The sequence below is a fragment of the Nesterenkonia sp. PF2B19 genome, from assembly GCF_001758425.2.
GTDB lineage: Bacteria > Actinomycetota > Actinomycetes > Actinomycetales > Micrococcaceae > Nesterenkonia > Nesterenkonia aethiopica.
Map to the genome: position 1 here is coordinate 23,648 of NZ_MDSS02000004.1, position 22,827 is coordinate 46,474.

The window sequence follows — 22,827 nt, forward strand, 5'->3', positions numbered from 1 at the left end:
TCAGGAGAATTTCGATGAACCACGACGTCACCCAGATCCCGCAGGCGATGCCGCACATGCCCGCCCCGGAGTCCCGTTACATCCTTCCGCAGTTCGAGGAGCGCACCCCCTACGGCTTCAAGCGTCAGGACCCCTACGCGAAGCTGTTCGAGGACCGGATCGTCTTCCTCGGCAGCCAGGTGGACGACGCTTCGGCCGATGACATCATGGCCCAGCTGCTGGTGCTGGAGTCCATGGACTCCGAGCGGGACATCACCCTCTACATCAACTCGCCCGGGGGCTCCTTCACTGCGATGACCGCCATCTACGACACGATGCAGTTCATCCGTCCGCACGTGCAGACCGTCTGCCTGGGGCAGGCGGCCTCCGCGGCGGCGGTGCTGCTGGCAGCAGGCACCCCGGGCAAGCGCCTGGCGCTGCCCAACGCCCGCGTGCTGATCCACCAGCCCTCCATGGGCGGCCAGCGGGGTACGGCCACCGACCTGGCCATCCAGGCCGACGAGGTCCGTCGCATCCGCACCTGGATGGAAGAGGTGCTGGCCCAGCACACCGATAAGTCCGCTGAGCAGGTCAGCGAGGACATCGACCGGGACAAGTTCCTCTCCGCGGACGCGGCGAAGGACTACGGCCTGGTGGACGAGGTCCTCACCTCCCGCAAGCTGCCCGTCTGAGCGCTGCGTGTGTGTGCCGGGTCCTCCGCCTCTCGGCGGAGGACCCGGCACACACGGCGAGTCATGGTCGCCAAGGATGTCACCGCGGTGACGTAGTCTTGATCCGTACCGCCTTGGGAGGGCGGTCACCGTTCCGACGGCACAGGCCCCGGGACGACCGGACCCGATGATCTGAGGGGATTGCGAGGCATGGCACGAATCGGAGAGAGCGCCGATCTGCTCAAGTGCTCCTTCTGCGGGAAGAGTCAGAAGCAGGTGCGGTACAAGCTCATCGCAGGCCCCGGAGTGTACATCTGCGACGAGTGCATCGAGCTCTGCAACGAGATCATCGAGGAGTACCTCAACGAGGTTCAGGAGCCTGATGACTTCGAGCTCCCCACTCCCCGGGAGATCCACGACTTCCTCGACGAGTATGTCATCGGTCAGGACAAGGCCAAGCGGCTCCTGGCGGTGGCGGTGCACAACCATTACAAGCGCATTCAGGCGCTCGGTACGGCGAAGAAGACCGCCTCGCTCGAGAAGGGGCCCCTCGACGACGTCGAGATCGGGAAGTCCAACATCCTGCTGGTCGGGCCCACCGGCTCGGGCAAGACCTACCTCGCACAGTCGCTGGCCCGGAAGCTGCAGGTGCCGTTCGTCGTCGCCGACGCCACCTCGCTGACCGAGGCCGGCTACGTGGGCGAGGACGTGGAGAACATCCTGCTCAAGCTGATCCAGGCCGCCGACGGGGACATCAAGAAGGCCGAGCAGGGCATCATCTACATCGACGAGATCGACAAGATCTCGCGGAAGTCTGAGAACCCCTCGATCACCCGCGACGTCTCCGGAGAAGGTGTCCAGCAGGCGCTGCTGAAGATCCTCGAGGGCACAGTGGCCTCCGTCCCCCCGCAGGGCGGGAGGAAGCACCCGCAGCAGGAGTTCATGCAGATCGACACCTCCAACGTGCTGTTCATCGTGGCCGGCGCCTTCGCCGGGCTGGAGGAGATCATCGGCTCGCGCGCGGGTCGGAAGGGCATCGGTTTCGGCGCGCCGCTGAACACGATCAGCCGGGACGACATCACCTACGCCGACGTCGAACCCGAGGATCTGCACAAGTTCGGCCTCATCCCTGAGTTCATCGGACGCCTACCTGTGGTCGCCACGGTCGAGGACCTCGACCAGGAGGCCCTGATCCGCATCCTCACCGAGCCGCGCAATGCGCTGCTGAAGCAGTATCAGAAGATCTTCGCCCTCGACGGCATCGACCTGGAGTTCGAACAGGGCGCGCTGACCGCCGTCGTGGAGCAGGCCGAAGCCCGGGGGACCGGGGCCCGCGGACTGCGGTCGATCCTGGAGGCGGTGCTGAATCCTGTGATGTTCGACCTGCCGAGTCGTGACGATGTCGCGCAGGTGACCGTCACCGAGGAGGTCGTCCGAGAGGGTGCCGAGCCTGTGCTGCTCACTCATGCCGAGGTCAAGAAGCTGCGCAGGAAGTCTGCCTGACCGAAGCCGTCGCAGGCGGGCCACAGCGCCCCCACCTCAGGAATCCCCCACCTCAGGAATCCCCCGCCGGACCGTTCCGGCGGGGGATTCCTGCATCCGCGGCCCGTCCCCCTCGAGCCGCCCAGGACCGTCTGCCGCGTGAGCCGTGCTTGAGGCAGGTATGTCACCCCTCTGATCAGGGATTCTCGGGGTATATAGTGAGGGCACTCACAGAACGATCGCCGGGGGGCGCACCTGTTCCTGACCCTTTCCTCGGCGATGCCACCCCGACCTGAGAGAGGTGGACGGTCCATGCCCGATTCATCGATTCCCGGAGGCCCTGCGAGGGTCGCGGGCGGTCCGCGGAGGAGGAGATCCGCGACGTCGGCCCGCCGCTCGCGATCACGCCCGGCCCGCGCGGCGGCCGCGATCCTCGCCGGAGGGCTTCTCCTCTCCGCCTGCGGTGACGGAGACGCCACCCCTGTCCTGACCTGGTACATCAACCCCGATGACGGCGGCCAGCAGGTGATCGCGGAAAGATGCACCGACCAGTCCGACGGCGCCTACCGGATCCAGACCTCGCTGCTGCCCAATGATGCCCCGTCCCAGCGTGAGCAGCTCGCCCGACGCCTCGCGGCAGGGGACACCTCGCTGGACATCATGAGCCTCGACCCGCCGTTCATCCCCGAGCTCGCAGAGCCCGGATTCCTTGCCCCGGTGCCCGAGGACGTCGCAGAACGCACCACTGCCGACACGTTGGACGGCGCGCTGGCCGGCGCGATGTGGGGCGACGAACTGGTCACCATCCCGTTCTGGGCGAACACCCAGCTCCTCTGGTACCGCGAATCCGTGGTGGAGGAGGCCGGGCTCGACATGGACGAGCCGGTCACCTGGGAACAGATCATGGACGTCGCCGAGGAGCAGGACAAGCACCTCGCCGTCCAGGGCATCCGTGCCGAGTCGATGACGGTATGGCTCAACGCCCTGATCGAGTCCCAGGGCGAGTCGATCATCACCGACCCGACCGCACCGGCCGACGAGCTGGAGACCGCATTGGACTCCGACGCGGGTCGAGCGGCGGCCGAGGTGCTGCATCGCATCGGTGCAGAAGGGCTCGGCGGCCCCGGCATCGCGTCGATGGACGAGGGCCAGTCGATGCTGCTCTTCCAGCGGGACGCCGGCTCCTTCATGGTCAACTGGCCGTTCGTCTGGGCGGCCACCAACGCGGCCGCCGAGGACGGGACGGTCGACGCGGAGCTGCCCGACGACATCGGGTGGGCGCAGTATCCGCGTATGGATGCCGACACCCCGTCGGCACCTCCGCTGGGCGGGATCAACCTCGGGGTGGGGTCCCAGTCCGAGCACCCCGAGCTGGCCTATGAGGCGATCGAATGCATCGTCGCCCCCGAGAACCAGACCGAGTACTTCGTCACCAACGGGAACCCGCCCTCTTCGGAGGCGGCCTTCGACGACCCTCAGGTCGAAGAGGACTTCCCGATGGCCGACGACATCCGCGAGGCCCTGGACAATGCCGCTCCGCGACCTCAGACGCCCTATTACAACGAGATCTCGACCACGATCCAGCTGAACTACACCCCGCTGAGCGGTGTCGACCCCGAGCGGACCCCCGCCGAGGCCGACACCACCGTGGGTGAGGTGCTGAGAGGGGAGCGTCTCCTGTGACCACCACCGCTGACGACAGCCGCCGAGCCCGGCGGGAGGCTGCGGTGCAGCACCGCGCCGCGAAGTCCGATCGGGCCAAGGCGGAGGCGCGCCTCGGCTGGCTGCTGGCCGGACCCGCCTTCGTCATCATGCTCGCCGTGACCGCCTACCCGATCGGTCAGGCGGTCTTCGACTCGCTCTTCTCCTTCCGGCTCACCGCCCCGGACGAGCGACACTTCGTGTTCCTGTCCAACTACGCCACGATCTTCACCGACGGCGTCTTCTGGCGCGCCCTGCTGGTCACGGTGCTCATCACGGTGGTCACCGTGGCCGTCGACTGGTGCTCGGCTTCGCGTTGGCCCTGGTGATGCACCGGGCCCTGAAGCGCCTGCGGGGCATGCTCCGGACCGCGATCCTGGTGCCCTACGGCATCATCACCGTGGTCTCGGCCTTCGCCTGGTACTACATGTTCGACATCAACTCCGGGTTCGTGAACAGCTGGTTCGGCTTCGTGCCGGGCATCGGGGGAGACCTCGACTGGTTTGCGAACTTCGGCACCGCGATCACCGTGATCATGGCCTCGGAGATCTGGAAGACCACCCCGTTCATCGCGCTGCTGCTGCTGGCCGGACTGGCTCAGGTCCCGGATGAGCTCCTGGAGGCCGCGCGGGTGGACGGGGCCACCTGGTGGCAGCAGATGTCCCGGGTGACGATTCCCAACATGAAGGCCGCCATCATGGTGGCGGTGCTCTTCCGTGCACTGGACGCGTTCCGGATCTTCGACAACGTGTTCATCATGACCGGAGGCGATGCGGGCACCGAGGTGCTCTCGCTGTTGGCCTACCGGACGTCGATCGGACGGTTGGAGATCGGGCTCGGCTCGGCCATCTCGGTGGTGCTGTTCCTGTGCGTGCTGCTGATCTGCTTCGTCGCGATCAAGTTCTTCAAAGTCGATCTCGCCAGCGGCACGGACGCCGGCGGCAAGGGAGGGAAGAAGTGATGGCTGCTTCCGGAACGCTCACCGGCCGCCAGCGCCTGGCCTGGACCGTGCTGACTGTCGTGGTCCTGGGCTACGCACTGTTCCCCGTCGCCGCGATCCTGGCGACGAGCTTCAAGACGCCCGGAGACCTCGGCAACAACACGTTCCTCCCGACGGTGTGGACGTGGCAGAACTACGAGATGATCTTCTTCGGCAACGCGCAGGAGCTGTTCCTGACGGCGCTGCGGAACTCCATCGGCATCACGCTGATCGCCACGTTCGTCGCCGTGGTGCTCGCTACGTTGTGCGCCTATGCGATCGCCCGGCTGGACTTTCCCGGCAAGAAGGTCATCCTGGCCTCGGCCCTGGCGGTCTCGATCTTCCCGGTGATCTCTGTGGTCACACCGCTGTTCAACGTGTGGCGCGTCATCGGGCTCTACGACACGTGGCTCGGCCTGATCATCCCCTACCTGTCGCTGACCCTGCCGATCTCCATCTGGACGCTGGCCGCGTTCTTCCGGCAGATCCCGTGGGAGCTGGAGCAGGCGGCGCAGGTGGACGGCGCCACCCAGTGGCAGGCTTTCCGTCGGGCGATCGTCCCGCTGGCGATGCCCGGGGTGTTCACCACCGCGATCATCGCCTTCTTCATCGCGTGGAACGACTTCGTCTACGGGATCTCGCTGACCTCCACCGAGGCGGCACGCCCCGTCCCGGCGGCGCTGGCGTTCTTCACCGGAGCCTCCCAGTTCGAGGAGCCCACCGGTGCGATCTCCGCGGCGGCGATCGTGGTGACCATCCCCGTGGTGGTCCTCGTGCTGCTGTTCCAGCGTCAGATCGTCTCCGGCCTGACGCAGGGGGCGGTGAAGGGATGACCGTACCCGCACCGACCGGCGTCGCCGGCTCACTCAGCATCCCGCAGGGCGGGAGTCCCAGACCTGAAGACCCGGACGCTGCGCGCAGCGTCGAGACCGTGGAGGAGACGTCAGCATGGCATCCATCACCCTGAAGAACATCGTGAAGAAGTACGACGACGGCTTCCCCGCCGTCAACGACGTCTCGATCGACATCGAGGACGGCGAGTTCGTCATTCTGGTCGGTCCGTCCGGCTGCGGAAAGTCCACGTTGCTGCGGATGATCGTGGGCCTGGAGGACATCACCTCCGGCGATCTGCTGATCGACGGGGAGAGGGTCAACGAGAAGGCTCCCCGGGACCGCAACCTGGCGATGGTCTTCCAGAACTATGCTCTGTACCCGCATCTGACCGTCTATGAGAACATCGCCTTCCCGATGCGGCTGACGAAGGGGAAGTTCTCCGACCAGGAGGTGGACGACCGAGTCCGGCAGGCGGCACACATGCTGGAGCTCACGGATCATCTCGAACGGAAGCCGGCGAACCTCTCCGGCGGTCAGCGGCAGCGGGTGGCGATGGGTCGCGCGATCGTCCGGCACGCCAATGCGTTCCTCTTCGACGAGCCGTTGTCCAACCTGGACGCCAAGCTGCGCGGCCAAATGCGTGCAGAGATCTCGCAGCTGCAGCGCAGCCTCAACACCACCAGCGTCTACGTCACGCACGACCAGACGGAGGCCATGACCCTCGGCGACCGGGTGGCCGTGCTGAAGAAGGGGGTCCTGCAGCAGATCGCCTCCCCGCGGGAGCTCTATGAGCAGCCGGCCAACCTCTTCGTGGCCGGCTTCATCGGGGCCCCGTCCATGAACTTCCTCCCCGGCACGGTGGAGGGAGACGTCCTGCAGACACCGTTGGGGGAGATCCAGCTGCCCGAGGGGACGGCCGACGCGGGGCGGGGCAAGGAGATCGTGCTGGCCGGCATCCGGCCGGACTTCTTCGAGGATGCCGCCACGCTCACGGAGACGCAGCTCGCCAAGGGCACGACGTTCGAGGCGACGCTCACCCACACCGAGTGGCTCGGCAACGAGCAGTACGTGTACGTCTCCTATGAGAACGACCCCCGGGTGGCCGAGGTCCTCCAGACGCTGGCTGAGGAGATGGACGCCGACGAGCTGCGCACCCAGCTGGTGGTCTCTGTGGATGCCACGTCCCGGCTGCGCGGTGGAGACGCCGCCACGCTGTGGGTGGACTCCCGGAGGATCCATCTGTTCGATCCGGCGACCGGGGAGAACCTCACCCGGGACGCCGAGGCCGGCGCTGAGCTGACCCGGATGGCAAGGGAGGACCGCCAGCGCGACGCCGAGCGGGCCGCCGCCCAGCGGGAGTCCTGAGGGCACCGCACTCGTGAGGCGGGCGCTCACCCCTGACCAGGGGTGAGGCGCCCGCCTCGCTCTGGTGTCCCAGGGAGGGCGTGGGGCTCATTCCCAGCGGAACAGCAGCGCCGCCGCGCCGCCGCCCACGGCGGTCCACAGTGCCAACGCCACCCAGATCTGGCCGTCCACGGTCTGCCCCAGCCAGGCCTGCTGCAGGCCCTCGACGGCGGCGCCGAAGGGCAGCCACACTCCGATGCTCTGCAGGGTCTCCGGCAGGTTCTGCATCCCACCGAAGAGACCGCCGAGGGCGGCCAGCCCGAAGAAGGCGATCAGCCCGAGCGCGAGGGAGGCGTTCGGAGTGGGCGAGACGGCCGCGACCAGCATGCCGATGGCGTACAGCGAGGCGATCGCGGCGCCCATCACCGCCAGCGCCACGACTACGTCTGTGGGCAGGCTCGCGTCGAAGAAGACGCTGGCCACGGTGAAGGCGAGGACGATGCCCACCACGATTTGCACCACGCTCACCACGGCCTGGGCGACCAGGACCATCGCCGGTGACGCGGGGGTGACGGCAAGACGCCGCAGGATGTGCGTCTTGCGATAGGTGGCCAGGAAGCTGGGCATGTTGACCACCGCGACCGAGGCGACCACCATCAGCAGCATCAGCGGCAGCACATAGACGTCGAGGACGGACAGCTCATCCGTCAGGGCCTCGTCACCGAACGCCAGCGCCTGCATCACCAGGATCAGCACCGGCATGCCCAGGGGCAGGATCAGTCCTGCGGTGTCCCGGACGACCATCTTCGCCTCGGCGACGGTCATCCGCCACCAGGCGCGGGGTCCCGGACTGTGGGGTCGGACGGCGGCCAGCTCCTCCTGGAGCTCCCGCTGCGGGTGGGTGCTGCTCATCAGGTCTCCTCCTCGTCGTCGGTGTCGAACGCCCGGCCGGTCAGCGCCACGAAGGCGTCCTCCAGTGTCGAGGTGCCGGCCTGGCGCCTCAGGTCCTCCGGGGTTCCCTGCGCGATGACCCGCCCGCCGTCGATCAGTGCGACTCGGTCGCAGAGTCTCTCGACCTCATCCATCGCGTGGCTCACCAGGATCACGGTCTGCCGCCGCAGCGCCTCCAACGCCGACCAGACCCGGCGGCGGGCGCTCGGGTCCAGACCGGTGGTCAGTTCATCGAGGATGACGACCTCCGGGCGGCCCACCAGCGCCAGAGCGATGGAGAGTCTCTGCTGCTGGCCCCCGGAGAGCTTGGAGAAGCGGGTGCGTGCCCTGCTCCGCAGCTCGACCATCTCGAGCACCTCCTCGGTGCCCAGCGGGTCCGGATAGAAGCTGCGATAGAGGTCCACCAGCTCCTCGCAGGTGAGGGCGTCATGCAGGGACGCCTCCTGGAGCTGGACGCCCAGGACCCGTCGCACCTTGGTGCGGTCGCGCCAGGGGTCGAGCCCCAGGATGCGGACCTGTCCGGACGTGGGACGGCGCAGTCCGGCGATCATCTCGACCGTGGAGGTCTTGCCCGCTCCGTTGGCGCCCAGGATCCCGAAGGTCTCCCCGGCACGGATGCTCAGGCTGATGTCGTCGACGGCGTTGGTCGTGGTTCTGCGGTATCGCTTGGTCAGATGCTCGGCATCCACCGCGAGCGTCGGTGTGTTCGTCATGTCTCCAGCCTCGCCCGGGGCGCGACGGCGCGGCAGTGCCGGCGGTCATGGAGTCGGACATGACTTTCGGCACTGGAGAGGGATCAGCCCCGACGCGCTAGTCTCACCCTATGGGCCCCCACCAGAGACGGACGTCGGCGTCGCATCAGCGGCGCGCAGAATTCAGCGCCGGTGCGGCGATCCTCGCGCTGTGCCTCGGGGTCGGGGTGGTGGTCCTGCTGACCGGCATGCGTCCCTACATCCCGGTCCTCGCCTGGTCTGCGCTGCTGGTCGCATGCCTCGTCGGCGTGTTCTTCGCCGCCGCCCCAGTGACGGACCGCAGGATTCAGCTGGCCAGCTACGCGCTCGCCGTGCTGAGCTCGTGGGCCCTGCTGCTCACGCTGCCCGGACAGGGCATGCTGGTGGTCATCCTCGTGGTGGTCGCCGCGGTGGGCACCTATGTGGTGCCGATGGCCGCCGTCGTGGGTGTCGTCGCTCTGAACACCGTGGTGATCGCGGTGCATGCCTGGGCCCATGGGGCGGGCGTGGTGGACTACGTGGCCACACCGATCTTCTACCTGTTCATCCACCTGGCGGCGGTGCTGTCCACCTGGAGCCTGCAGCAGGAGGCCCGCATGCGGGCCGCCCTGGAGCAGAAGACGGTGGAGCTCACGGCCGCCTCGGTGCTGCTGGAGGATTCCGCGAAGACCGCCGAGAGGCTGCGCATCTCGCGGGACCTGCATGACCTGCTCGGGCATCAGCTGACGGTGCTGAACCTCGAGCTGGAGGCGGCGCGCCATCGCAGCGCCGATTCTGCGGCGGAACACGTCGAGCGGGCGAGCGGGCTCGCCAAGAAGCTGCTGGGGGACGTCCGCAGCACGGTCGGAGAGATGCGCGCCGCCGACCACGGTGACCTCGCGGAGGCGCTCCAGCGTGTGGCTGCGGCGGTGCCCAGCCTCGACATCTGGATCCGGGTGGAGACCGACGTCGAGGTCGATGAGCAGCAGCAGGACGTTCTGGTGCGGGCGGCCCAGGAGATCATGACCAACACCATCAAGCATTCGGAGGCCTGGACGCTGCGTCTGGACGTCGCGCGCCAGGAGGACAGGATCGTCCTCACCGGGGTCAACGACGGCACCACTCCTTCCAGCGTCACGCCGGGGCACGGGCTGACGGGCCTGCGTGAGCGCGTCGAGCTGCTCGGCGGAACGCTGACCGTCACCCCCCGACGCCGGTTCACCGTCCAGGTGGACCTTCCGGCGCACGGACGACGCGCCGGATCGACGCTCGAGGAGGCGGACAGAGCATGAGCACCGAACCGTCGGGGACCCCCGAACTCGGCCACGGGGAGGACCCTCGCGTCGTCGTGGTCGACGACCAGACCCTGGTGCGCCAAGGCGTCCGCACCCTGTTGGAGCTGGGACGGACCACAGTGGTCGGTGAGGCCGGAGACGGAGCCGAGGCCCTCGACGTCGTCGCGCGCACCCGCCCGGACGTGGTCCTGCTGGACCTGCGCATGCCTCGCCACGACGGCCTGTGGTTCCTGGAGCAGCTGGAGGCCGGTGCCTTGGGGGAGCTGGGCTCCGAGCTGCCGGTGCTGGTGCTGACCACCTTCGACGACGACGCCCTCGTCCTGGAGGCCCTGCGGCACGGCGCCCGCGGCTACCTGCTCAAGGACGTGACGGTCGAACAGCTCGCCCGGGCGGTGCGCACCTTGGCCGAGGGCGGCACCCTCATCGCCCCCTCCATCACCGACCGACTCCTGCGCGCGATCCGCTCCGGCCCTCCTCCGGTCGCGCCGCCGACGTCGGGGTGGAGGAGCTCACGTCGCGTGAGCTCGAAGTCCTTCGCCTGGTGGCCGAAGGGTATCCGAACCGGCAGATCGCGGAGCTGGTCCACCTGGCCGAGGGCACGGTGAAGAACCACATCTCCGTCATCCTGCAGAAGCTCGGGGCCCGGGACCGCACCAATGCGGTGCTGCGCGCGCTCCACGAGGGGATCCTCGGCTGACCTGGCCCGGAACAGGTGCTAAGTTGTCCATGGATCGTCCGTCCCGCCGCACCAGCGGTGCACGGATCCTGCCCGATGACGAGCGGAGTTGAACATGAGCACCATCCCGGCCGAGCTGAAGTACAGCGCGGAGCATGAGTGGGTCGCCACCACGGACACCGACGGCGTGGTCCGCGTGGGGATCACCGACTTCGCCCAGGACGCCCTGGGCGACGTCGTCTATGTCGAGCACCCTGAGACCGGCAGCACGGTGGCCGCCGGTGACGTGGTCGGAGAGGTCGAGTCGACCAAGTCCGTCTCGGACATCTACGCCCCGGTGGCGGGCGAGATCGTGGCCGTCAACGAGGCCCTGGAGGCCGATCCGGGCTCGGTCAACTCCGACCCCTACGGCGCCGGCTGGCTCTTCGAGGTCAAGCTCTCCGCCGCGGACGCGCTGGACGGCCTGCTGTCTGCCGAAGACTATGAAAGCCAGGTAGGCTGAGACGACATCGTCGAAGGGAAGGGAGGCCGCCGTGTCCACGACTTCTGGCGCACCGGATGAGCGAGAGAACATCGCTGAGACCACGAGCATCTCGTTGCCGCCTGCCGAGGCGCGTGCCGCACAGCCGCGTCTGACCGACGACGACAGGGAGGCCATCGCGGCGCTCCCGCAGGGGTCCGCGCTGCTGGTGGCCCACTCCGGCGCCAATCAGGGGGCCCGGTTCCTTCTGGACAAGGACGTGACCACCGTGGGCCGTCACCCCGAGGCGGAGATCTTCCTGGACGACGTCACGGTGTCTCGTCGGCATCTGACCTTCCGTCGGATCGCCGGCGGGTTCGAGCTGGAGGACCTCGGCAGCCTCAACGGCACCTACGTCAACCATGACCGCGTGGACCACTACACGCTCAAGGCGGGGGACGAGGTGCAGATCGGCAAATTCCGGCTCACCTACTACGCAGGAAGCAAATGAGCTGCGTTTGCTGCTGAGCACGTTATCCTGAGGCTGTTCTCCTCTACCTTCCCCCTGAGCCTGAAAGAGGATGCGCCGTGAGTGTCTCGCCCATGAGGAAGCCGAAGGCGTCCGCTGAGGACGTCGACCCGGCGACCACGCATGTCTTCACGATCTCCGAGGTCCTGCGGGAGCTCCAGAACGAGTTTCCGGACCTGACGGCGTCGAAGCTGCGGTTCCTCGAGGAGCGCGACCTGGTGGAGCCGGCCCGCACCCCGTCCGGGTACCGGAAGTACTGCGCCGCCGACGTCGAACGCCTCCGCTTCATCCTGGCGTTGCAGCGGGACCGCTACATGCCGTTGGACGTCATCAAGAAGACGATGGACGCTCTGGACGCGGGGGAGCAGCCCGAGGAGCTTCCCGAGGCGGCCCCTGTGGGTCCCCGCGAGGTCACCACGGAGATGGCCGCGCAGATCACCGGCCGGATCCGCCCGTTGACCCGCAAGGAGCTGCGGGCGCAGTCGGGGGCGACGCGCGGCATGCTCGACACGCTCGAGAAGTTCCGGATCATCCGGGCGGACGCGGACGGCAACTACAGCCACCATGACCTCAAGGCGGTCCGCGCTGTGCGGGTCCTGGCGCGCTACGGGCTCGAACCCAAGCACCTGGTCAACATCCGCCGCTCGGCAGACAACGAGCTGGACCTGATCGGTCGGGCGATGGCCCCCTACGCGGCCCGCAAGGACGCCGCCGCGCGGGCCCGGGTGGCCGAGTCCTCCAAGGAGATGTTGCAGTCTCTGAAGGACCTCCGAGCCTCGATGATGGATTCGGCGGTCGAGTCGTTGGACCGGAACTGAGCCGTACCGCTGTCGACGCGCTCTGACGTGCGGGCAGGTCTGGACAACTGCTCCCCGGGGCGGTGACCATGGAAGTGCACGGTCGTCGTGCGCGTCCGCGCGTGCACCGCAGTCGAGGCGACCGGCGCACCGGAGGTGGGGAGGTCGCAGTCCGATGACACAGCGGCAGATCCGTCTGAACGTGGTGGGCGTGCGCATCGAGGTGCCCTCACATCAGCCTGTGGTGATGCTCCGCGGCGCAGAGCCGGGGATGGAGGATCTCCACGTGGCCATCATGGTCGGCACCTCGGAAGCCACTGCCATCTCGATGGGCATGGACGGGCAGACGCCCCCGCGGCCCATGACCCATGACCTGCTGGTGGATGCGCTGACCGGCCTGGCCGACGGCGTCGAGTCGATCGAGATCGGACTCCTGGACAGCTCCACCTACTTCGGCACCATCCGGCTGCGTCGCGGCCAGGTGCTCGATTCCCGCGCATCCGATGCGATCGCCGTGGCGGTCCGCACTGCGGCGCGGATCACCATGGCCGAGTCCACTCTCCGGGCTGTGGCCGTCACGCCGCCGTACCGGACGCGACGGCGGGGACTCCGGTTCCTCCGGCCCGGGTCAGCGGCCCGCCGCACCCCCGGGCGCCAGTCCCGAGGCGGCCGATGTGGCGGGGCGGGGACCGATCTCCGCAGACGAGATCAAAGAGTTCCAGAAGTTCCTCGACGGCGCGGAGCCGGAGGACTTCGGCAAGTCCACCTCCTGAGCGGGAAGCTGGTCGACAGCTGTGGGCGCGCGCCTCGGAGGGGAGTAGAGTGTGGGCGTCGTCCCGAGGTGTCGTCATCGTCGGGGTTCTGTGCCCCGGCGTCGCATCGGGCGACACGCCGCCACGGTCGGAGCGGATGTCTTTGACCCCCGGCTGCTGCCGTTCTACCGTCGAGGAAGAAGGTTTCCGCATGCGTCGTCCTGACTCGCTCGGTCCGCACCGTGAGGTGTCGGCCGAGGGCGACGAACTTCCCCCGGCGGGACCGCACCGAGGAGGGTATACGTGAGTCTTGATTCTCGCAGCGATGCGCAGCAGGGGCCGGGCCGAGTTCCGCAGCATCCTGTCCTGCAGCAGCGGCTGTTCGACGACGGCCTGCCGGACCTGGATGAGGAGATGGGCTACCGCGGCCCTGTGGCCTGCGCGGCGGCCGGGATCACGTATCGGCAGTTGGACTACTGGGCGCGCACCAAGCTCGTGCAGCCGTCCCTGCGCAATGCATCCGGCTCCGGTTCGGCCCGCCTGTACTCCTTCCGGGACATCCTGGTCCTCAAGGTCGTCAAGCGGTTGCTGGACACCGGGGTCTCCCTCCAGCAGATCCGGACCGCCATCGAGCACCTGCGGGAGCGCGGAGTCGAGGACCTCGCGCAGATCACGCTGATGTCCGACGGCGCGTCGGTCTACGAGTGCACCTCGGCCGATGAGGTCATCGACCTGGTCCAGGGCGGCCAGGGCGTCTTCGGGATCGCCGTGGGGAGAGTGTGGCGCGAGGTCGAAGGGTCGCTGGCCGAGCTGCCCCGGGAGCGGACCGACGCCGAGGATGAGGCGGCGGCTCCGGCGACCGGAGACCATGCGGTCCAGCAGGAGCTGTCCGCCTTCAGCCAGCAGGATGAGCTGGCGAAGATGCGCGCTCGGCGACGCTCGCAGGCCTCCTGAGCAGAGACTCCCGGACATGAGGAAGGGGCCCGATCCGCGGATCGGGCCCCTTCCTCATGTCCGGGAGAGGTGTCGCGGCGCAGGACGCCGAGACGCTCAGAGGAGCTGGTCGAGGAGCTGGTCGAAGGACTTCGCCAGATCGCGAGCCTGGTCGCCCGGCCACTGGTGGACCGGGTAGGCGGCGCCCTGGATCTGCTGCCAGAAGGCGTTCTCCTCCAGCACAGGCAGCATGAGCTTCTCCTGGTAGAGGCGCTCCATCTCCAGGAGCCGGTACTCGTGCTCCGTGGAGTCGGCGCGGGCTCTGTTGACCACCACACCGGCTGACTTCAGCTGGGGGGCGTACTCGTTGGAGAACAGCCGGATGGCTCGCATGGTGCGTTCGGTCCCGGCGACGGAGAACAGGCTGGGCTCGGCGACGAGGAGCACCTGGTTCGAGGCGGCCCAGGCGATGCGCGTCAGTCCGGCCAGTGACGGGGGACAGTCGACGAGTACGAGATCATAGCCCTCCAGGCCTGTCAGGAGGGTCCGGAGGCGTCGCATGTCCCGCGGACGGATGTCCGGGCGGTCGAACGTGGCCGACAGCGCGGAGCCGACGATGACGTCGAGAGTTGCGTCGGCGCGCTGGTCCTCCGGCAGCAGGTCGATCCAGCCGGAGCGCACCACATGCTCGGAGACCCGCGTCCTGCGGGCGTCCTTGAGCAGCTGACCCGCTTCCGTGCCGGCGCCGCGGGAGACCGCGAGCCCGGTGGTCGAGTCAGCGTGGGGGTCAAGGTCGATGACCAGCGTCCTGACCCCCTGCTGGAGGGCGGCAGACGCCAACCCCATGGTGACCGAGGTCTTGCCGACCCCGCCTTTCAAGCTGGACACGCTCATGATCTGCACGCGTCCCATCATAGGGACTCCCCGGTGCTTTGTGGTGGCGACTCCCGGGGGCGGCCGGGTGTGACACCCGCACGACTGCTGACGACGTCATCCGAGCGCGGGCGGAGTCCCGGCCGGGTCGCCGGATCTCTCCTCCTCCGCAGCGGCCCGGGCGGCCCGGTGGCCCTGCAGTCCGCTGAGGATGTGGGCGGTCATGATGGCCTCCGCCCACTCGGCGTCTCCGGCCTCCGCGGCCAGGATGAGCTCGTCGTGATGCATCAGGGACCGGGCCAGCGCCTCCGACGAGTAGGCCGCGAAGACATGGGCCACCAGCAGCGGCGTCACCAGGTGTCGCGCGGAGGCGGCCAGGGCCCGGTTGCCCGCCGCGTCCAGGAAGATCCGGTGGAACGCGTTGTTCAGCCGGGAGAGCTCCGCGCGACGGGAGGGGTCGTGGGCCAGCGTGTGCATGCGAGCGCTGATGATCTTCAGCTGCTCCAGGTGTCCACGCTCCAGCCGCGGGACGGCGTCGGCCACGACGGCGGGCTCCACCCGTGCCCGGGCGCGGTAGATCTGCTCGATGTCGGAGAAGCTGTGCTCTCGGATCCGGGCGCGCGGTGCGGAACCAGCTCGACCACACTCAGCGCGGCCAACTCACGCAGCGCATCGCGCACCGGTGTGCGGGACACGCCCAGACGTTCAGCCAGAACTCCCTCCCGCAGCCACTGGCCGCCGCTGTACTCGCCGGAGGCGATCAGTCCCAGGAGGTCATCGGCCAGCGTCGCCATCAGCCCTCCCCGGGTGGGTGTCGGGCCACGTGGCGGCGGCCAGGTCGTCGCGGCTGCCGCCGCGTGCGACGAAGGAGGTGACGGGGAATCCGGTCAGGTCGGTGACCTCGGCGGCGAGTCGGCGGTGCTTCTCGAAGTCGATGCCGGTCTCGATGCCCAGCCCGCCCAGCAGATGCAGGAGGTCCTCGGTGGCCATGTTGCCCAGCACCGTGGGATCCCCCGGGAACCACATGTCGCCCCCGAGCCCGGAGAACGAGGCCTCGAGCCAGTCGGCGCCGGCCGTGAGCGCCGCCAGCGCGTTGGCGGGGGCGAAGCCGTTGCGATTGTGCAGGTGGACTCCGCAGCTCAGCTCCGGGAATCGTCGGCGGACCTCGGCCACTCCGTCATGGACCTCGGCGGGATGCTCCTGCCCGGTGGTGGTCGCCAGATAGACGGCGTCCGCCCCGGCTTCCAGGGCGCCCTCGACGACGGCGATCCGCTCGGCGGAGGGGACCGTGCCGCGGCTGGGGGCGAAGAAGGCACAGGCGACGGCGACGATGAGCCGCTGACCGGCGTCGGCGGCGAGGCGCCCGATCTCGCGCGTCTCGGTGAGCAGCTCCGAGGTGGACCTGTTCTGGTTCTTCAGTGCCATGCCGTCGTCTGCCGGAACCACCACGGCCACCTCGTCGAGATCGCAGTCGGCGGCGCGCCGCATGCCCCGCAGATTCGGGACGAGCCCCCGATAGGTAACACCGTCGATGCGCGGGACGCGGCGCAGCAGCTCCTCGGCGTCGGCGAGCTGCGGGAGGATCTTCGGGTGGGCGAACGACGCCACCTCGATCTCTGTGACGCCCGCATCGATGAGTCGGTGGACGATCTCCACCTTGGCCCCCAGGGGCAGCGGCCGCTCCACGGCCTGGAGCCCGTCGCGCAGACCGACCTCCACCACGCGGGCGCGCGCAGGAAGCTTCCAGACGTCGGAGAGAGAGGGCACGGGACGGCTGTCGCTGTTCATCGCACGACCCCCTGGTCGCGGAGGCTCTGACGGGACGAGGCGTCGCGCCCGAGCTCGGCGAGGATCTCGTCAGTGTGGGCCCCCAGTGCCGGACCGGGCCAGCGGATGCCGCCGTCGGTGCGGCTGAGCCGGGGGAAGGTGTTCTGCATCGGGACCTCGCCCAGCACCGGGTGGGGCACTGCGGTGATCGACTCGCGGGCGGCGTAGTGCGGATCGGTGAGCATCTCCTGAGGCCGGAAGATCCTGCCCACCGGCACCTCGTGCTCCTCCAGGAGGGATTCGAGGGCCGCGGAGTCGAGGGTGGAGGAGAACTCGGCGATCAGCTGGTCGAGCTCCTCCTGGTGCTCGCCGCGCCCGTGGTGGTCGGCGAAGCGCGCGTCGTCGGCCAGGGCAGGGTCTCCCATGGCCCGCGCCAGGCGGCGAAACACGGTGTCCTGGTTCGCCGCGATGATCACCCAGAGCCCGTCTCGGGTGGGGTAGACGTTGCTGGGGGCGATCTTCGGCAGGATCGAGCCGCTGCGCTCCCGCTGCACCCCACCCAGGGCCCAGTCCGGCACCAGGGACTCCATCACCGCCAGCACGGACTCATAGATCGAGGAGTCGACGATCTGTCCTCGGCCGCTGCGGTGGCGCTCGTGCAGGGCGGACAGGGCGCCGAGTGCCGCGAATGTGGCGGCCAGCGTGTCGCCGATCGAGATCCCGACGCGGGACGGCGGCGTCGACGGGTCACCGACGACGTGGCGCAGGCCGCCCATCGCCTCGCCGATCGACCCGTAGCCCGGCCGGGAGGAGTACGGACCGGTCTGTCCGAAGCCGGAGACCCGGACCACGATCAGACCGGGGTTCTCCCGCATCAGCTCCGCGGGGGAGAGGCCCCAGCGTTCCAGGGAGCCCGGGCGGAAGTTCTCCACGAGGACGTCGCTGCCGCCGATGAGCTCCCGAGCGATCCGCTGGCCCTCCTGCTGGCGGAGATCGAGAGCGAGGGACCGCTTGTTGCGTCCCAGCACCGCCCACCACAGCGACTCTCCCCGAGGGTGCGCGCGCCCCCACTGGCGGAGCGGGTCTCCGGTGGTGGGCTCCTCGATCTTGATGACATCGGCACCCATGTCGCCCAGGAGCTGGCCGCAGAAGGGGCCGGCGATGAGCTGCCCCATCTCTACCACGCGGAGGCCGGCCAGGGGCCCTGAGCCTGTGCTCGCGGTGGACGTGAGGGCCTGGGCCGGCGGAGTCGGCTGGATCGGCTGGGTCATCGGGGTCGGTCTCTCCTGTGCGCGGATCGGATGCCTGACTCAGGCGGCCGGTGTTAGCTCTGTCACAGAAGACAGTATACGATCTTGGCTGTGCTCATATCTGTCGCCATCACCCCTGGTGGCAGATCGGCTCGTCAGAGCCGATCGTGAACCCCGCAGAACCCGCGGAGAACCCTGGCGCTGCCGCGCTGTATACAACTCTTCGAAGGACTGACATGAAGGAACCCATCCGCAGGCCGTGGATCTGGGTGGTGCTGGCCGCGCTCGTCCTCTTCAACGCCCCCTGGTACCTGCCAGAGGGAAGCATCGCCCCGTACTGGTTCGGGATCCCCTACTGGGTGGTCGTCGTGCTGGTGCTCTCGGCAGGACTGAGCGCCTTTCTCACCTGGGTGTGCCTGACGCAGTGGCACATCGTCGAGGACGAGGAGGAGGCCGACACCCATGGATGACGAGACCATGGACACTCAACTGGCCTTCGCCGGTGCCGACGCCATCATCATCCTGTGCCTCTACGCGGCCGCGATGATCACCGTCGGGTGGATGTGCGGCCGGGGGAAGGGACTCGGCAAGAGCGTGAGCGAGTACTACCTCGCCGGCCGCAACCTCGGCTTCATCACCTTGTTCTTCACGCTCTATGCCACTCAGTACAGCGGGAACACCGTGGTGGGATACGCGCCCCAGGCGTTCCGCGAGGGCTTCTCCTGGCTGCAGTCGATCCCGTTCTTCACCGTGATCATCGGCGTCTACCTGCTGTTCGCGCCGCGGCTCTACGCCGTCGGACGATCACGCGGCTTCGTGACGCCCACGGACTGGATCAGCCAACGTTTCCAGTCCCGAGCCGTCACGGCGCTGGCGATCGTGCTGATGCTGTGGGGTCTGGCCAACTATCTGCTCGAGCAGCTGGTGGCGATCGGCCATGCGGTCTCGGGCCTCACCGGCGGAGCCATACCGTATGGATGGGCGGTGATCGCGTTCATCGTGGTCATGCTCGTCTATGAATGGCTCGGCGGCATGCGGGCGGTGGCCATCACGGACGCGATGCAGGGCATCATCCTGATGGTCGGCATCGTCATCATGCTCATCGGTGCGCTGGCGCTCACCGGCGGCGGCATCGGAGACCTGACCGCCTCCATCGCGGAGAGCCAGCCGGAGAAGATCGGCGTCCCGGACACCCTGACCTCGATCAATTGGCTGTCCATGCTCGTGATCGTGGGCTTCGGCGCGGCGATGTACCCGCACGCCATCCAACGCATCTACTCCTCACGCTCGGAGCGGATCCTCAAACGCTCGTTGGCCCGGATGACGTGGATGCCCTTCATCACCTCGGGGCTGGTCTTCGTGGTCGGCATCATCTGCATCGACCTGTATCCCGGGCTGGACGTCTCCGCCTCGGAGCAGCTGGTCGGACTCCTCGCCAACGACGTCGCCTCGCTCAACCCGTTCTTCTACTGGACGATGGTGATCCTCTTCGGCGCGGTGGTCGGCGCGATCGTCTCCACGGCGGACTCGGTGCTGCTGAGCTTCTCCTCCATGGTGTCCCATGACATCTACGGCAAGCTGGTGCGTCCCTCGGCCTCGGACGGGCAGAAGGTGCTGGTGGGAAAGGTCACCGGCATCGTGCTGATCGCCCTGCTGCTGTGGATCGCCTGGAATCCGCCGGGGACGCTGTACCAGATCTTCGTGCTCAAATTCGAGATCCTCGTCCAGGTGGCGCCGGCGTTCGTCCTCGGGCTCTACTGGCGCAGGCTCTCGGCCCCGGCGGTGTTCTTCGGCATGCTCGCCGGCGCCGCGGTGGCCGCAGCCATGACGCTCAGCGGCAACTCGACGTTCCTGGGTGTGCACGGCGGCACCTACGGGCTGCTGCTGAACTTCGTCGTCTGCGTGGTCGGTTCCTGGTTGGTGCCGCCGAGCGCCGCCAGGCAGCGGGCCACCGACGAGCTCACCGGCTCGGGGCTGCCCGCCGTCCGCGTCTGAGGGGAGCGGGCACGACGAGGGGCCCTGGCGGGGAAGCCTCCAAGCATCCCAGCCAGGGCCCCTCGTCAGAGCCGATTGCGTCGTCAGCCGACCTGCATCTCGCCCATCTCGTCCCATCCGTCGCCGTCGATCTGGCGCGAGATGATCTTCGGGGTGGACACCAGCGCCTGGTGCATGGGCCCGCCTTCTGCGATGGCCCGGAGGAAGTGGTCGCTGGTGACGTGCGCCTCCGCGGCGTCGTCGTCGAAGGCCTCGACGAGCACGTACTCGTTCGGGTCCTCCACACTGCGGGACCAGTCGAACCACTTGTTGCCGGGCTCGGCGCGGGTCGCCTCGGTGAACTCTCGGGTGATCTCGGGCCACTGGTCGGCCAGCTCGGGCTTGACCTGGAACTTCACGACGATGAAGATCATGGATCTCTCCTTCGGGTCGGGCGGGTGGTGCGGACGCCGGGAGGACCGGACGTCTCCGTGCTCCAGTATGGTCTCTGCCTCCCGGCTCCGGCGTCAGGGGAGCCCCTGCGGAGGCGGACGTCACAACCCTGTCCGTTGAGCCTGCGCTCCGGATCAGCTCCCCGTCACGGCCATAGGATGGACTCATGACCGACTCCGCACCGGGCGTTCCGCTCACCCCTGACCTGGCCATCATCGGATCCGGCTCCGGCAACTCGCTCATCACGCCGCACTGGGACGGCCGCCCGGTGGTGCTGGCCGACCGCGGTGTCGGCAGCACGGACGCCTTCGGCGGGACGTGTCTGAACGTGGGCTGCATCCCCACCAAGATGTTCGTGCGCCCCGCCGCTTTGGCCCACAGCACCGAGGAGGCCGGCCGGCTCGGCGTGGACCTCCATCTCCGGGGTGCGGACTGGCCACAGATCCGGGACCGGATCTTCGCCCGTGTGGACGCCATCTCGCGGGCTGGGCGGCACTACCGCGCTGAGGAGCTGGACCACGTCACCCTGCTGGAGCAACAGGTTCGCCTGACGGGCCCTCGCTCCTTCCTCGCCGAGGACGGCACCGAGGTCCGCGCCGAGCAGCTGGTGCTGGCCGCCGGATCCAGGCCGGTCCTCCCGGAGGTTCCCGGCGTCGACCTGCCTCAGGTCCACACCTCGGACTCGGTGATGCGCCTGGAGAGTCTGCCCTCCCGCGTGCTGATCGTCGGTGGGGGATACATCGCCTGCGAGTTCGCCGGGATCTTCTCCGGTCTCGGCAGCGAGGTCATCCAGGTCAACCGCAGCGTCGGTCTGATGTCCGCCCTGGACCCTGACCTGGCCAGCGCGTATTCGGCCGAGGCGGAGAAGAGCTGGACCGTGCTCTATGAGCGCACCCTGGGCGCGGTCGTCGCCCGCGATCCCGAGGGACGGGGCGAGCCGGCGGGGGCGACGGCCCAGCTGCTCACCGTCGACGGACGGCAGGAGGAGTACGACGTCGACATCGTCCTCATCGCGATCGGGCGTCGCCCCAACAGTGATCTGCTCGGCGCTGAGGAGGCGGGGCTGGACCTCCACGACGACGGGCGGATCGTCGTCGACGCCTGGCAGCGTGTGCTCGCCGGCGGGGAGCCCGTCGAGGGGCTCTACGCCCTGGGAGACCTCAGCTCGGCGGCTCAACTCAAACATGTGGCCAACCACGAGGCCCGGGTCGTGGCCCATAATCTGGAGAACCCGCACGACCTGCGGCCCTCGCGTCAGCACGCGGTCCCGGCCGCCGTCTTCTCCCACCCCGAACTGGCCCAGGTGGGGCTCACCGAGCCGCAGGCGGTCGAGCAGATCGGCGCCGAGCACGTCACGGTGAAGATCCAGCACTACGGCGACACCGCCTACGGATGGGCCATGGAGGACAGCACCGGCATCGTCAAGGTCATCGCCGACCGTCGTGACGGGACGCTGCTCGGCGGCCACGCCATGGGCTATCAGGCCTCCAACCTTCTGCAGCCGGTCATCCAGGCGATGAGCTTCGGACAGGACGCCCACAGCGCGGCCAGAGGGCAGTACTGGATCCACCCGGCGCTGATGGAGGTCACGGAGAACGCGCTGCTGGGACTCGACGTCCCGCCCAGCCGGCATCTCTGAGCGGCTGGGCAGGGTGACGGCGTCGCCGGCTCTCCCTTGCCGCCGTGGGGAAGGAATGACCTGGACCACCCAGCAGTTGGGGATGGATGGAAGCGAGCCGCCGACGGATGAAGCCGTCGCCGGTGACATCCCGTCAGAGAGGAGCCGAGCATGGCTGAGCGCGTAGATTTCTGGTTCGACCCCCTGTGCCCCTTCGCCTGGGTCACCTCCCGGTGGATCCGTGAGGTCGAACATGTCCGTGACGTCGAGGTCACCTGGAACGTCATGAGCCTGGGAGTGCTGAACGAGGACAAGAACCCTTCGCCGGCCGAGGATGAGGAGCAGCTGGCCCGCTGGATCCCCTCACGGGCTGCGACGGCCGTGCAGCTGGCCCACGGGCAGGAGGAGGTCGGTCGCTTCTACACCGCGGTCGGCACCGAGATCCATGACAACGACAACAAGGACTTCGCGGAGGCGACCGCCAAGGCGCTGCGGGAGCTGGGCCTTGACGAGGCGCTCCTGGAGCAGGCGAAGACCGACGTCAACGACGAGCAGATGCGGGCCTCGCATGAGAAGGGCATCTCCCTGGTGGGCCAGGACGTCGGCACGCCGATCGTGGCCTTCCAGGGCACGGCGTTCTTCGGCCCGGTGATCACCCGGATTCCTCGGGGGGAAGAGGCTGGGACGCTGTTCGACGCCTCGGTGACGCTGGCCGGCTTCCCCTGGTTCTTCGAGCTCAAGCGCAGCCGCACCGAGCGTCCGGTGTTCGACTGACGCCGTCGCCGGCCCGGCTGTGCGG

24 protein-coding genes and 2 pseudogenes are annotated in these 22,827 nt (G+C 68.4%); 18 read left to right on the top strand and 8 right to left on the bottom strand.

What is annotated here, in order from left to right; translation table 11 throughout:
• Positions 1 to 14: 14 nt before the first annotated feature.
• The 6 genes and pseudogenes from BCY76_RS01890 (at position 15) to BCY76_RS01915 (ending at position 7,011) form a co-directional block, all read left to right on the top strand.
• Positions 15 to 671, top strand: a complete 657-nt coding sequence (locus BCY76_RS01890; protein WP_070160464.1) for an ATP-dependent Clp protease proteolytic subunit — start codon at positions 15 to 17, stop codon at positions 669 to 671.
• 189 nt (positions 672 to 860) lie between these two features.
• Positions 861 to 2,153: an ATP-dependent Clp protease ATP-binding subunit ClpX gene (gene clpX, locus BCY76_RS01895; RefSeq protein ID WP_070160462.1), complete on the top strand. Its 1,293-nt coding sequence runs from the start codon at positions 861 to 863 to the stop codon at positions 2,151 to 2,153.
• Between the two features lie 291 nt (positions 2,154 to 2,444).
• Complete coding sequence (locus BCY76_RS01900) at positions 2,445 to 3,815, top strand: extracellular solute-binding protein (protein WP_085437088.1); 1,371 nt, start codon at positions 2,445 to 2,447, stop codon at positions 3,813 to 3,815.
• Positions 3,812 to 4,794: pseudogene (locus tag BCY76_RS01905) on the top strand (carbohydrate ABC transporter permease). Before BCY76_RS01900 ends, BCY76_RS01905 begins: the two are co-directional and overlap by 4 nt.
• A complete protein-coding gene (locus tag BCY76_RS01910) occupies positions 4,794 to 5,645 on the top strand; it encodes a carbohydrate ABC transporter permease (protein ID WP_070160512.1) in 852 nt (283 codons plus the stop codon). Before BCY76_RS01905 ends, BCY76_RS01910 begins: the two are co-directional and overlap by 1 nt.
• 115 nt (positions 5,646 to 5,760) lie before the next feature.
• Positions 5,761 to 7,011, top strand: a complete 1,251-nt coding sequence (locus tag BCY76_RS01915; RefSeq protein WP_070160460.1) for an ABC transporter ATP-binding protein — start codon at positions 5,761 to 5,763, stop codon at positions 7,009 to 7,011.
• Between the two features lie 87 nt (positions 7,012 to 7,098).
• Here BCY76_RS01915 and BCY76_RS01920 read toward each other — a convergent pair whose 3' ends face one another.
• Both BCY76_RS01920 and BCY76_RS01925 read right to left on the bottom strand, forming a co-directional pair.
• Complete coding sequence (locus BCY76_RS01920) at positions 7,099 to 7,902, bottom strand: ABC transporter permease (protein ID WP_070160458.1); 804 nt, start codon at positions 7,900 to 7,902, stop codon at positions 7,099 to 7,101.
• Complete coding sequence (locus BCY76_RS01925) at positions 7,902 to 8,654, bottom strand: ABC transporter ATP-binding protein (RefSeq protein ID WP_070160456.1); 753 nt, start codon at positions 8,652 to 8,654, stop codon at positions 7,902 to 7,904. Before BCY76_RS01925 ends, BCY76_RS01920 begins: the two co-directional genes overlap by 1 nt.
• Before the next feature lie 110 nt (positions 8,655 to 8,764).
• On the opposite strand from BCY76_RS01925, the gene BCY76_RS01930 reads away from it, so the two are divergent.
• The 8 genes and pseudogenes from BCY76_RS01930 to BCY76_RS01960 all read left to right on the top strand — a co-directional run bounded on the left by BCY76_RS01930 (position 8,765) and on the right by BCY76_RS01960 (position 14,114).
• Positions 8,765 to 9,943, top strand: coding sequence for a sensor histidine kinase (locus BCY76_RS01930; RefSeq protein ID WP_085437089.1), 1,179 nt, complete (start codon positions 8,765 to 8,767; stop codon positions 9,941 to 9,943).
• On the top strand, positions 9,940 to 10,551 hold the full coding sequence (locus BCY76_RS01935) for a response regulator (RefSeq protein WP_237089911.1): 612 nt from the start codon (positions 9,940 to 9,942) through the stop codon (positions 10,549 to 10,551). The genes BCY76_RS01930 and BCY76_RS01935 overlap by 4 nt, the downstream gene beginning before the upstream one ends.
• Entirely contained in the window at positions 10,488 to 10,643 is a 156-nt protein-coding gene (locus BCY76_RS18820) for a response regulator transcription factor (protein WP_237089912.1), read from the top strand. The genes BCY76_RS01935 and BCY76_RS18820 overlap by 64 nt, the downstream gene beginning before the upstream one ends.
• 94 nt (positions 10,644 to 10,737) lie before the next feature.
• Positions 10,738 to 11,124: a glycine cleavage system protein GcvH gene (gcvH, locus tag BCY76_RS01940; RefSeq protein ID WP_070160450.1), complete on the top strand. Its 387-nt coding sequence runs from the start codon at positions 10,738 to 10,740 to the stop codon at positions 11,122 to 11,124.
• Positions 11,125 to 11,155: 31 nt separating this feature from the next.
• Positions 11,156 to 11,593, top strand: a complete 438-nt coding sequence (locus BCY76_RS01945) for an FHA domain-containing protein (protein WP_070160448.1) — start codon at positions 11,156 to 11,158, stop codon at positions 11,591 to 11,593.
• A gap of 92 nt (positions 11,594 to 11,685) precedes the next feature.
• Positions 11,686 to 12,429 carry a transcriptional regulator FtsR gene (gene ftsR / locus BCY76_RS01950; protein WP_070160446.1) on the top strand — a complete coding sequence of 248 codons (744 nt, stop codon included), beginning with the start codon at positions 11,686 to 11,688 and terminating at the stop codon, positions 12,427 to 12,429.
• A 250-nt stretch (positions 12,430 to 12,679) separates the two neighbouring features.
• Positions 12,680 to 12,973, top strand: a pseudogene (locus BCY76_RS20605) (bifunctional nuclease family protein); the annotation flags it as partial.
• A 553-nt stretch (positions 12,974 to 13,526) separates the two neighbouring features.
• Positions 13,527 to 14,114 (top strand): MerR family transcriptional regulator, encoded by a 588-nt coding sequence (locus BCY76_RS01960; RefSeq protein ID WP_070160510.1) that lies wholly within the window; start codon positions 13,527 to 13,529, stop codon positions 14,112 to 14,114.
• A 96-nt stretch (positions 14,115 to 14,210) separates the two neighbouring features.
• Here the strand turns inward: BCY76_RS01960 and BCY76_RS01965 are convergent, their stop codons facing one another.
• From BCY76_RS01965 to BCY76_RS01985, 5 genes are all read right to left on the bottom strand, one after another.
• Positions 14,211 to 14,996 carry a ParA family protein gene (locus BCY76_RS01965; RefSeq protein WP_070160508.1) on the bottom strand — a complete coding sequence of 262 codons (786 nt, stop codon included), beginning with the start codon at positions 14,994 to 14,996 and terminating at the stop codon, positions 14,211 to 14,213.
• Positions 14,997 to 15,083: 87 nt separating this feature from the next.
• Positions 15,084 to 15,509 (bottom strand): FCD domain-containing protein, encoded by a 426-nt coding sequence (locus BCY76_RS01970; protein WP_170922554.1) that lies wholly within the window; start codon positions 15,507 to 15,509, stop codon positions 15,084 to 15,086.
• Positions 15,461 to 15,760, bottom strand: a complete 300-nt coding sequence (locus tag BCY76_RS01975) for a GntR family transcriptional regulator (RefSeq protein ID WP_085437092.1) — start codon at positions 15,758 to 15,760, stop codon at positions 15,461 to 15,463. The genes BCY76_RS01970 and BCY76_RS01975 overlap by 49 nt, the downstream gene beginning before the upstream one ends.
• On the bottom strand, positions 15,741 to 16,733 hold the full coding sequence (locus BCY76_RS01980) for a hydroxymethylglutaryl-CoA lyase (RefSeq protein ID WP_237089913.1): 993 nt from the start codon (positions 16,731 to 16,733) through the stop codon (positions 15,741 to 15,743). The genes BCY76_RS01975 and BCY76_RS01980 overlap by 20 nt, the downstream gene beginning before the upstream one ends.
• A 17-nt stretch (positions 16,734 to 16,750) precedes the next feature.
• Positions 16,751 to 18,004, bottom strand: a complete 1,254-nt coding sequence (locus BCY76_RS01985; protein WP_083277534.1) for a CaiB/BaiF CoA transferase family protein — start codon at positions 18,002 to 18,004, stop codon at positions 16,751 to 16,753.
• A 215-nt stretch (positions 18,005 to 18,219) separates the two neighbouring features.
• Between BCY76_RS01985 and BCY76_RS01990 the strand changes: the two genes are divergently transcribed.
• Positions 18,220 to 18,453, top strand: coding sequence for a hypothetical protein (locus BCY76_RS01990; protein ID WP_070160440.1), 234 nt, complete (start codon positions 18,220 to 18,222; stop codon positions 18,451 to 18,453).
• A complete protein-coding gene (locus BCY76_RS01995) occupies positions 18,446 to 19,978 on the top strand; it encodes a sodium:solute symporter family protein (RefSeq protein WP_201791061.1) in 1,533 nt (510 codons plus the stop codon). Before BCY76_RS01990 ends, BCY76_RS01995 begins: the two co-directional genes overlap by 8 nt.
• Positions 19,979 to 20,061: 83 nt before the next feature.
• Here BCY76_RS01995 and BCY76_RS02000 read toward each other — a convergent pair whose 3' ends face one another.
• The gene (locus tag BCY76_RS02000; RefSeq protein WP_070160438.1) at positions 20,062 to 20,391 is read right to left on the bottom strand and encodes a putative quinol monooxygenase; all 330 of its coding nucleotides are present in this window, start codon (positions 20,389 to 20,391) and stop codon (positions 20,062 to 20,064) included.
• A 185-nt stretch (positions 20,392 to 20,576) separates the two neighbouring features.
• Between BCY76_RS02000 and BCY76_RS02005 the strand changes: the two genes are divergently transcribed.
• Both BCY76_RS02005 and BCY76_RS02010 read left to right on the top strand, forming a co-directional pair.
• Complete coding sequence (locus BCY76_RS02005; protein ID WP_070160436.1) at positions 20,577 to 22,049, top strand: mycothione reductase; 1,473 nt, start codon at positions 20,577 to 20,579, stop codon at positions 22,047 to 22,049.
• Positions 22,050 to 22,199: 150 nt separating this feature from the next.
• Positions 22,200 to 22,802 carry a mycothiol-dependent nitroreductase Rv2466c family protein gene (locus BCY76_RS02010; protein ID WP_070160434.1) on the top strand — a complete coding sequence of 201 codons (603 nt, stop codon included), beginning with the start codon at positions 22,200 to 22,202 and terminating at the stop codon, positions 22,800 to 22,802.
• Positions 22,803 to 22,827: the final 25 nt, after the last annotated feature.

Coding starts and splice junctions, on each gene's coding strand:
- clpX (WP_070160462.1), top strand. CDS start 861: ATGGCACGAATCGGAGAGAGCGCCGATCTGCTCAAGTGCTCCTTCTGC.
- BCY76_RS01935 (WP_237089911.1), top strand. CDS start 9,940: ATGAGCACCGAACCGTCGGGGACCCCCGAACTCGGCCACGGGGAGGAC.
- BCY76_RS02010 (WP_070160434.1), top strand. CDS start 22,200: ATGGCTGAGCGCGTAGATTTCTGGTTCGACCCCCTGTGCCCCTTCGCC.
- ftsR (WP_070160446.1), top strand. CDS start 11,686: ATGAGGAAGCCGAAGGCGTCCGCTGAGGACGTCGACCCGGCGACCACG.
- BCY76_RS02000 (WP_070160438.1), bottom strand. CDS start 20,391: ATGATCTTCATCGTCGTGAAGTTCCAGGTCAAGCCCGAGCTGGCCGAC.
- gcvH (WP_070160450.1), top strand. CDS start 10,738: ATGAGCACCATCCCGGCCGAGCTGAAGTACAGCGCGGAGCATGAGTGG.
- BCY76_RS01890 (WP_070160464.1), top strand. CDS start 15: ATGAACCACGACGTCACCCAGATCCCGCAGGCGATGCCGCACATGCCC.
- BCY76_RS01930 (WP_085437089.1), top strand. CDS start 8,765: ATGGGCCCCCACCAGAGACGGACGTCGGCGTCGCATCAGCGGCGCGCA.
- BCY76_RS01900 (WP_085437088.1), top strand. CDS start 2,445: ATGCCCGATTCATCGATTCCCGGAGGCCCTGCGAGGGTCGCGGGCGGT.
- BCY76_RS01975 (WP_085437092.1), bottom strand. CDS start 15,760: ATGGCGACGCTGGCCGATGACCTCCTGGGACTGATCGCCTCCGGCGAG.
- BCY76_RS01985 (WP_083277534.1), bottom strand. CDS start 18,004: ATGACCCAGCCGATCCAGCCGACTCCGCCGGCCCAGGCCCTCACGTCC.
- BCY76_RS01920 (WP_070160458.1), bottom strand. CDS start 7,902: ATGAGCAGCACCCACCCGCAGCGGGAGCTCCAGGAGGAGCTGGCCGCC.
- BCY76_RS01925 (WP_070160456.1), bottom strand. CDS start 8,654: ATGACGAACACACCGACGCTCGCGGTGGATGCCGAGCATCTGACCAAG.
- BCY76_RS01995 (WP_201791061.1), top strand. CDS start 18,446: ATGGATGACGAGACCATGGACACTCAACTGGCCTTCGCCGGTGCCGAC.
- BCY76_RS01915 (WP_070160460.1), top strand. CDS start 5,761: ATGGCATCCATCACCCTGAAGAACATCGTGAAGAAGTACGACGACGGC.
- BCY76_RS01990 (WP_070160440.1), top strand. CDS start 18,220: ATGAAGGAACCCATCCGCAGGCCGTGGATCTGGGTGGTGCTGGCCGCG.
- BCY76_RS01910 (WP_070160512.1), top strand. CDS start 4,794: ATGGCTGCTTCCGGAACGCTCACCGGCCGCCAGCGCCTGGCCTGGACC.
- BCY76_RS02005 (WP_070160436.1), top strand. CDS start 20,577: ATGACCGACTCCGCACCGGGCGTTCCGCTCACCCCTGACCTGGCCATC.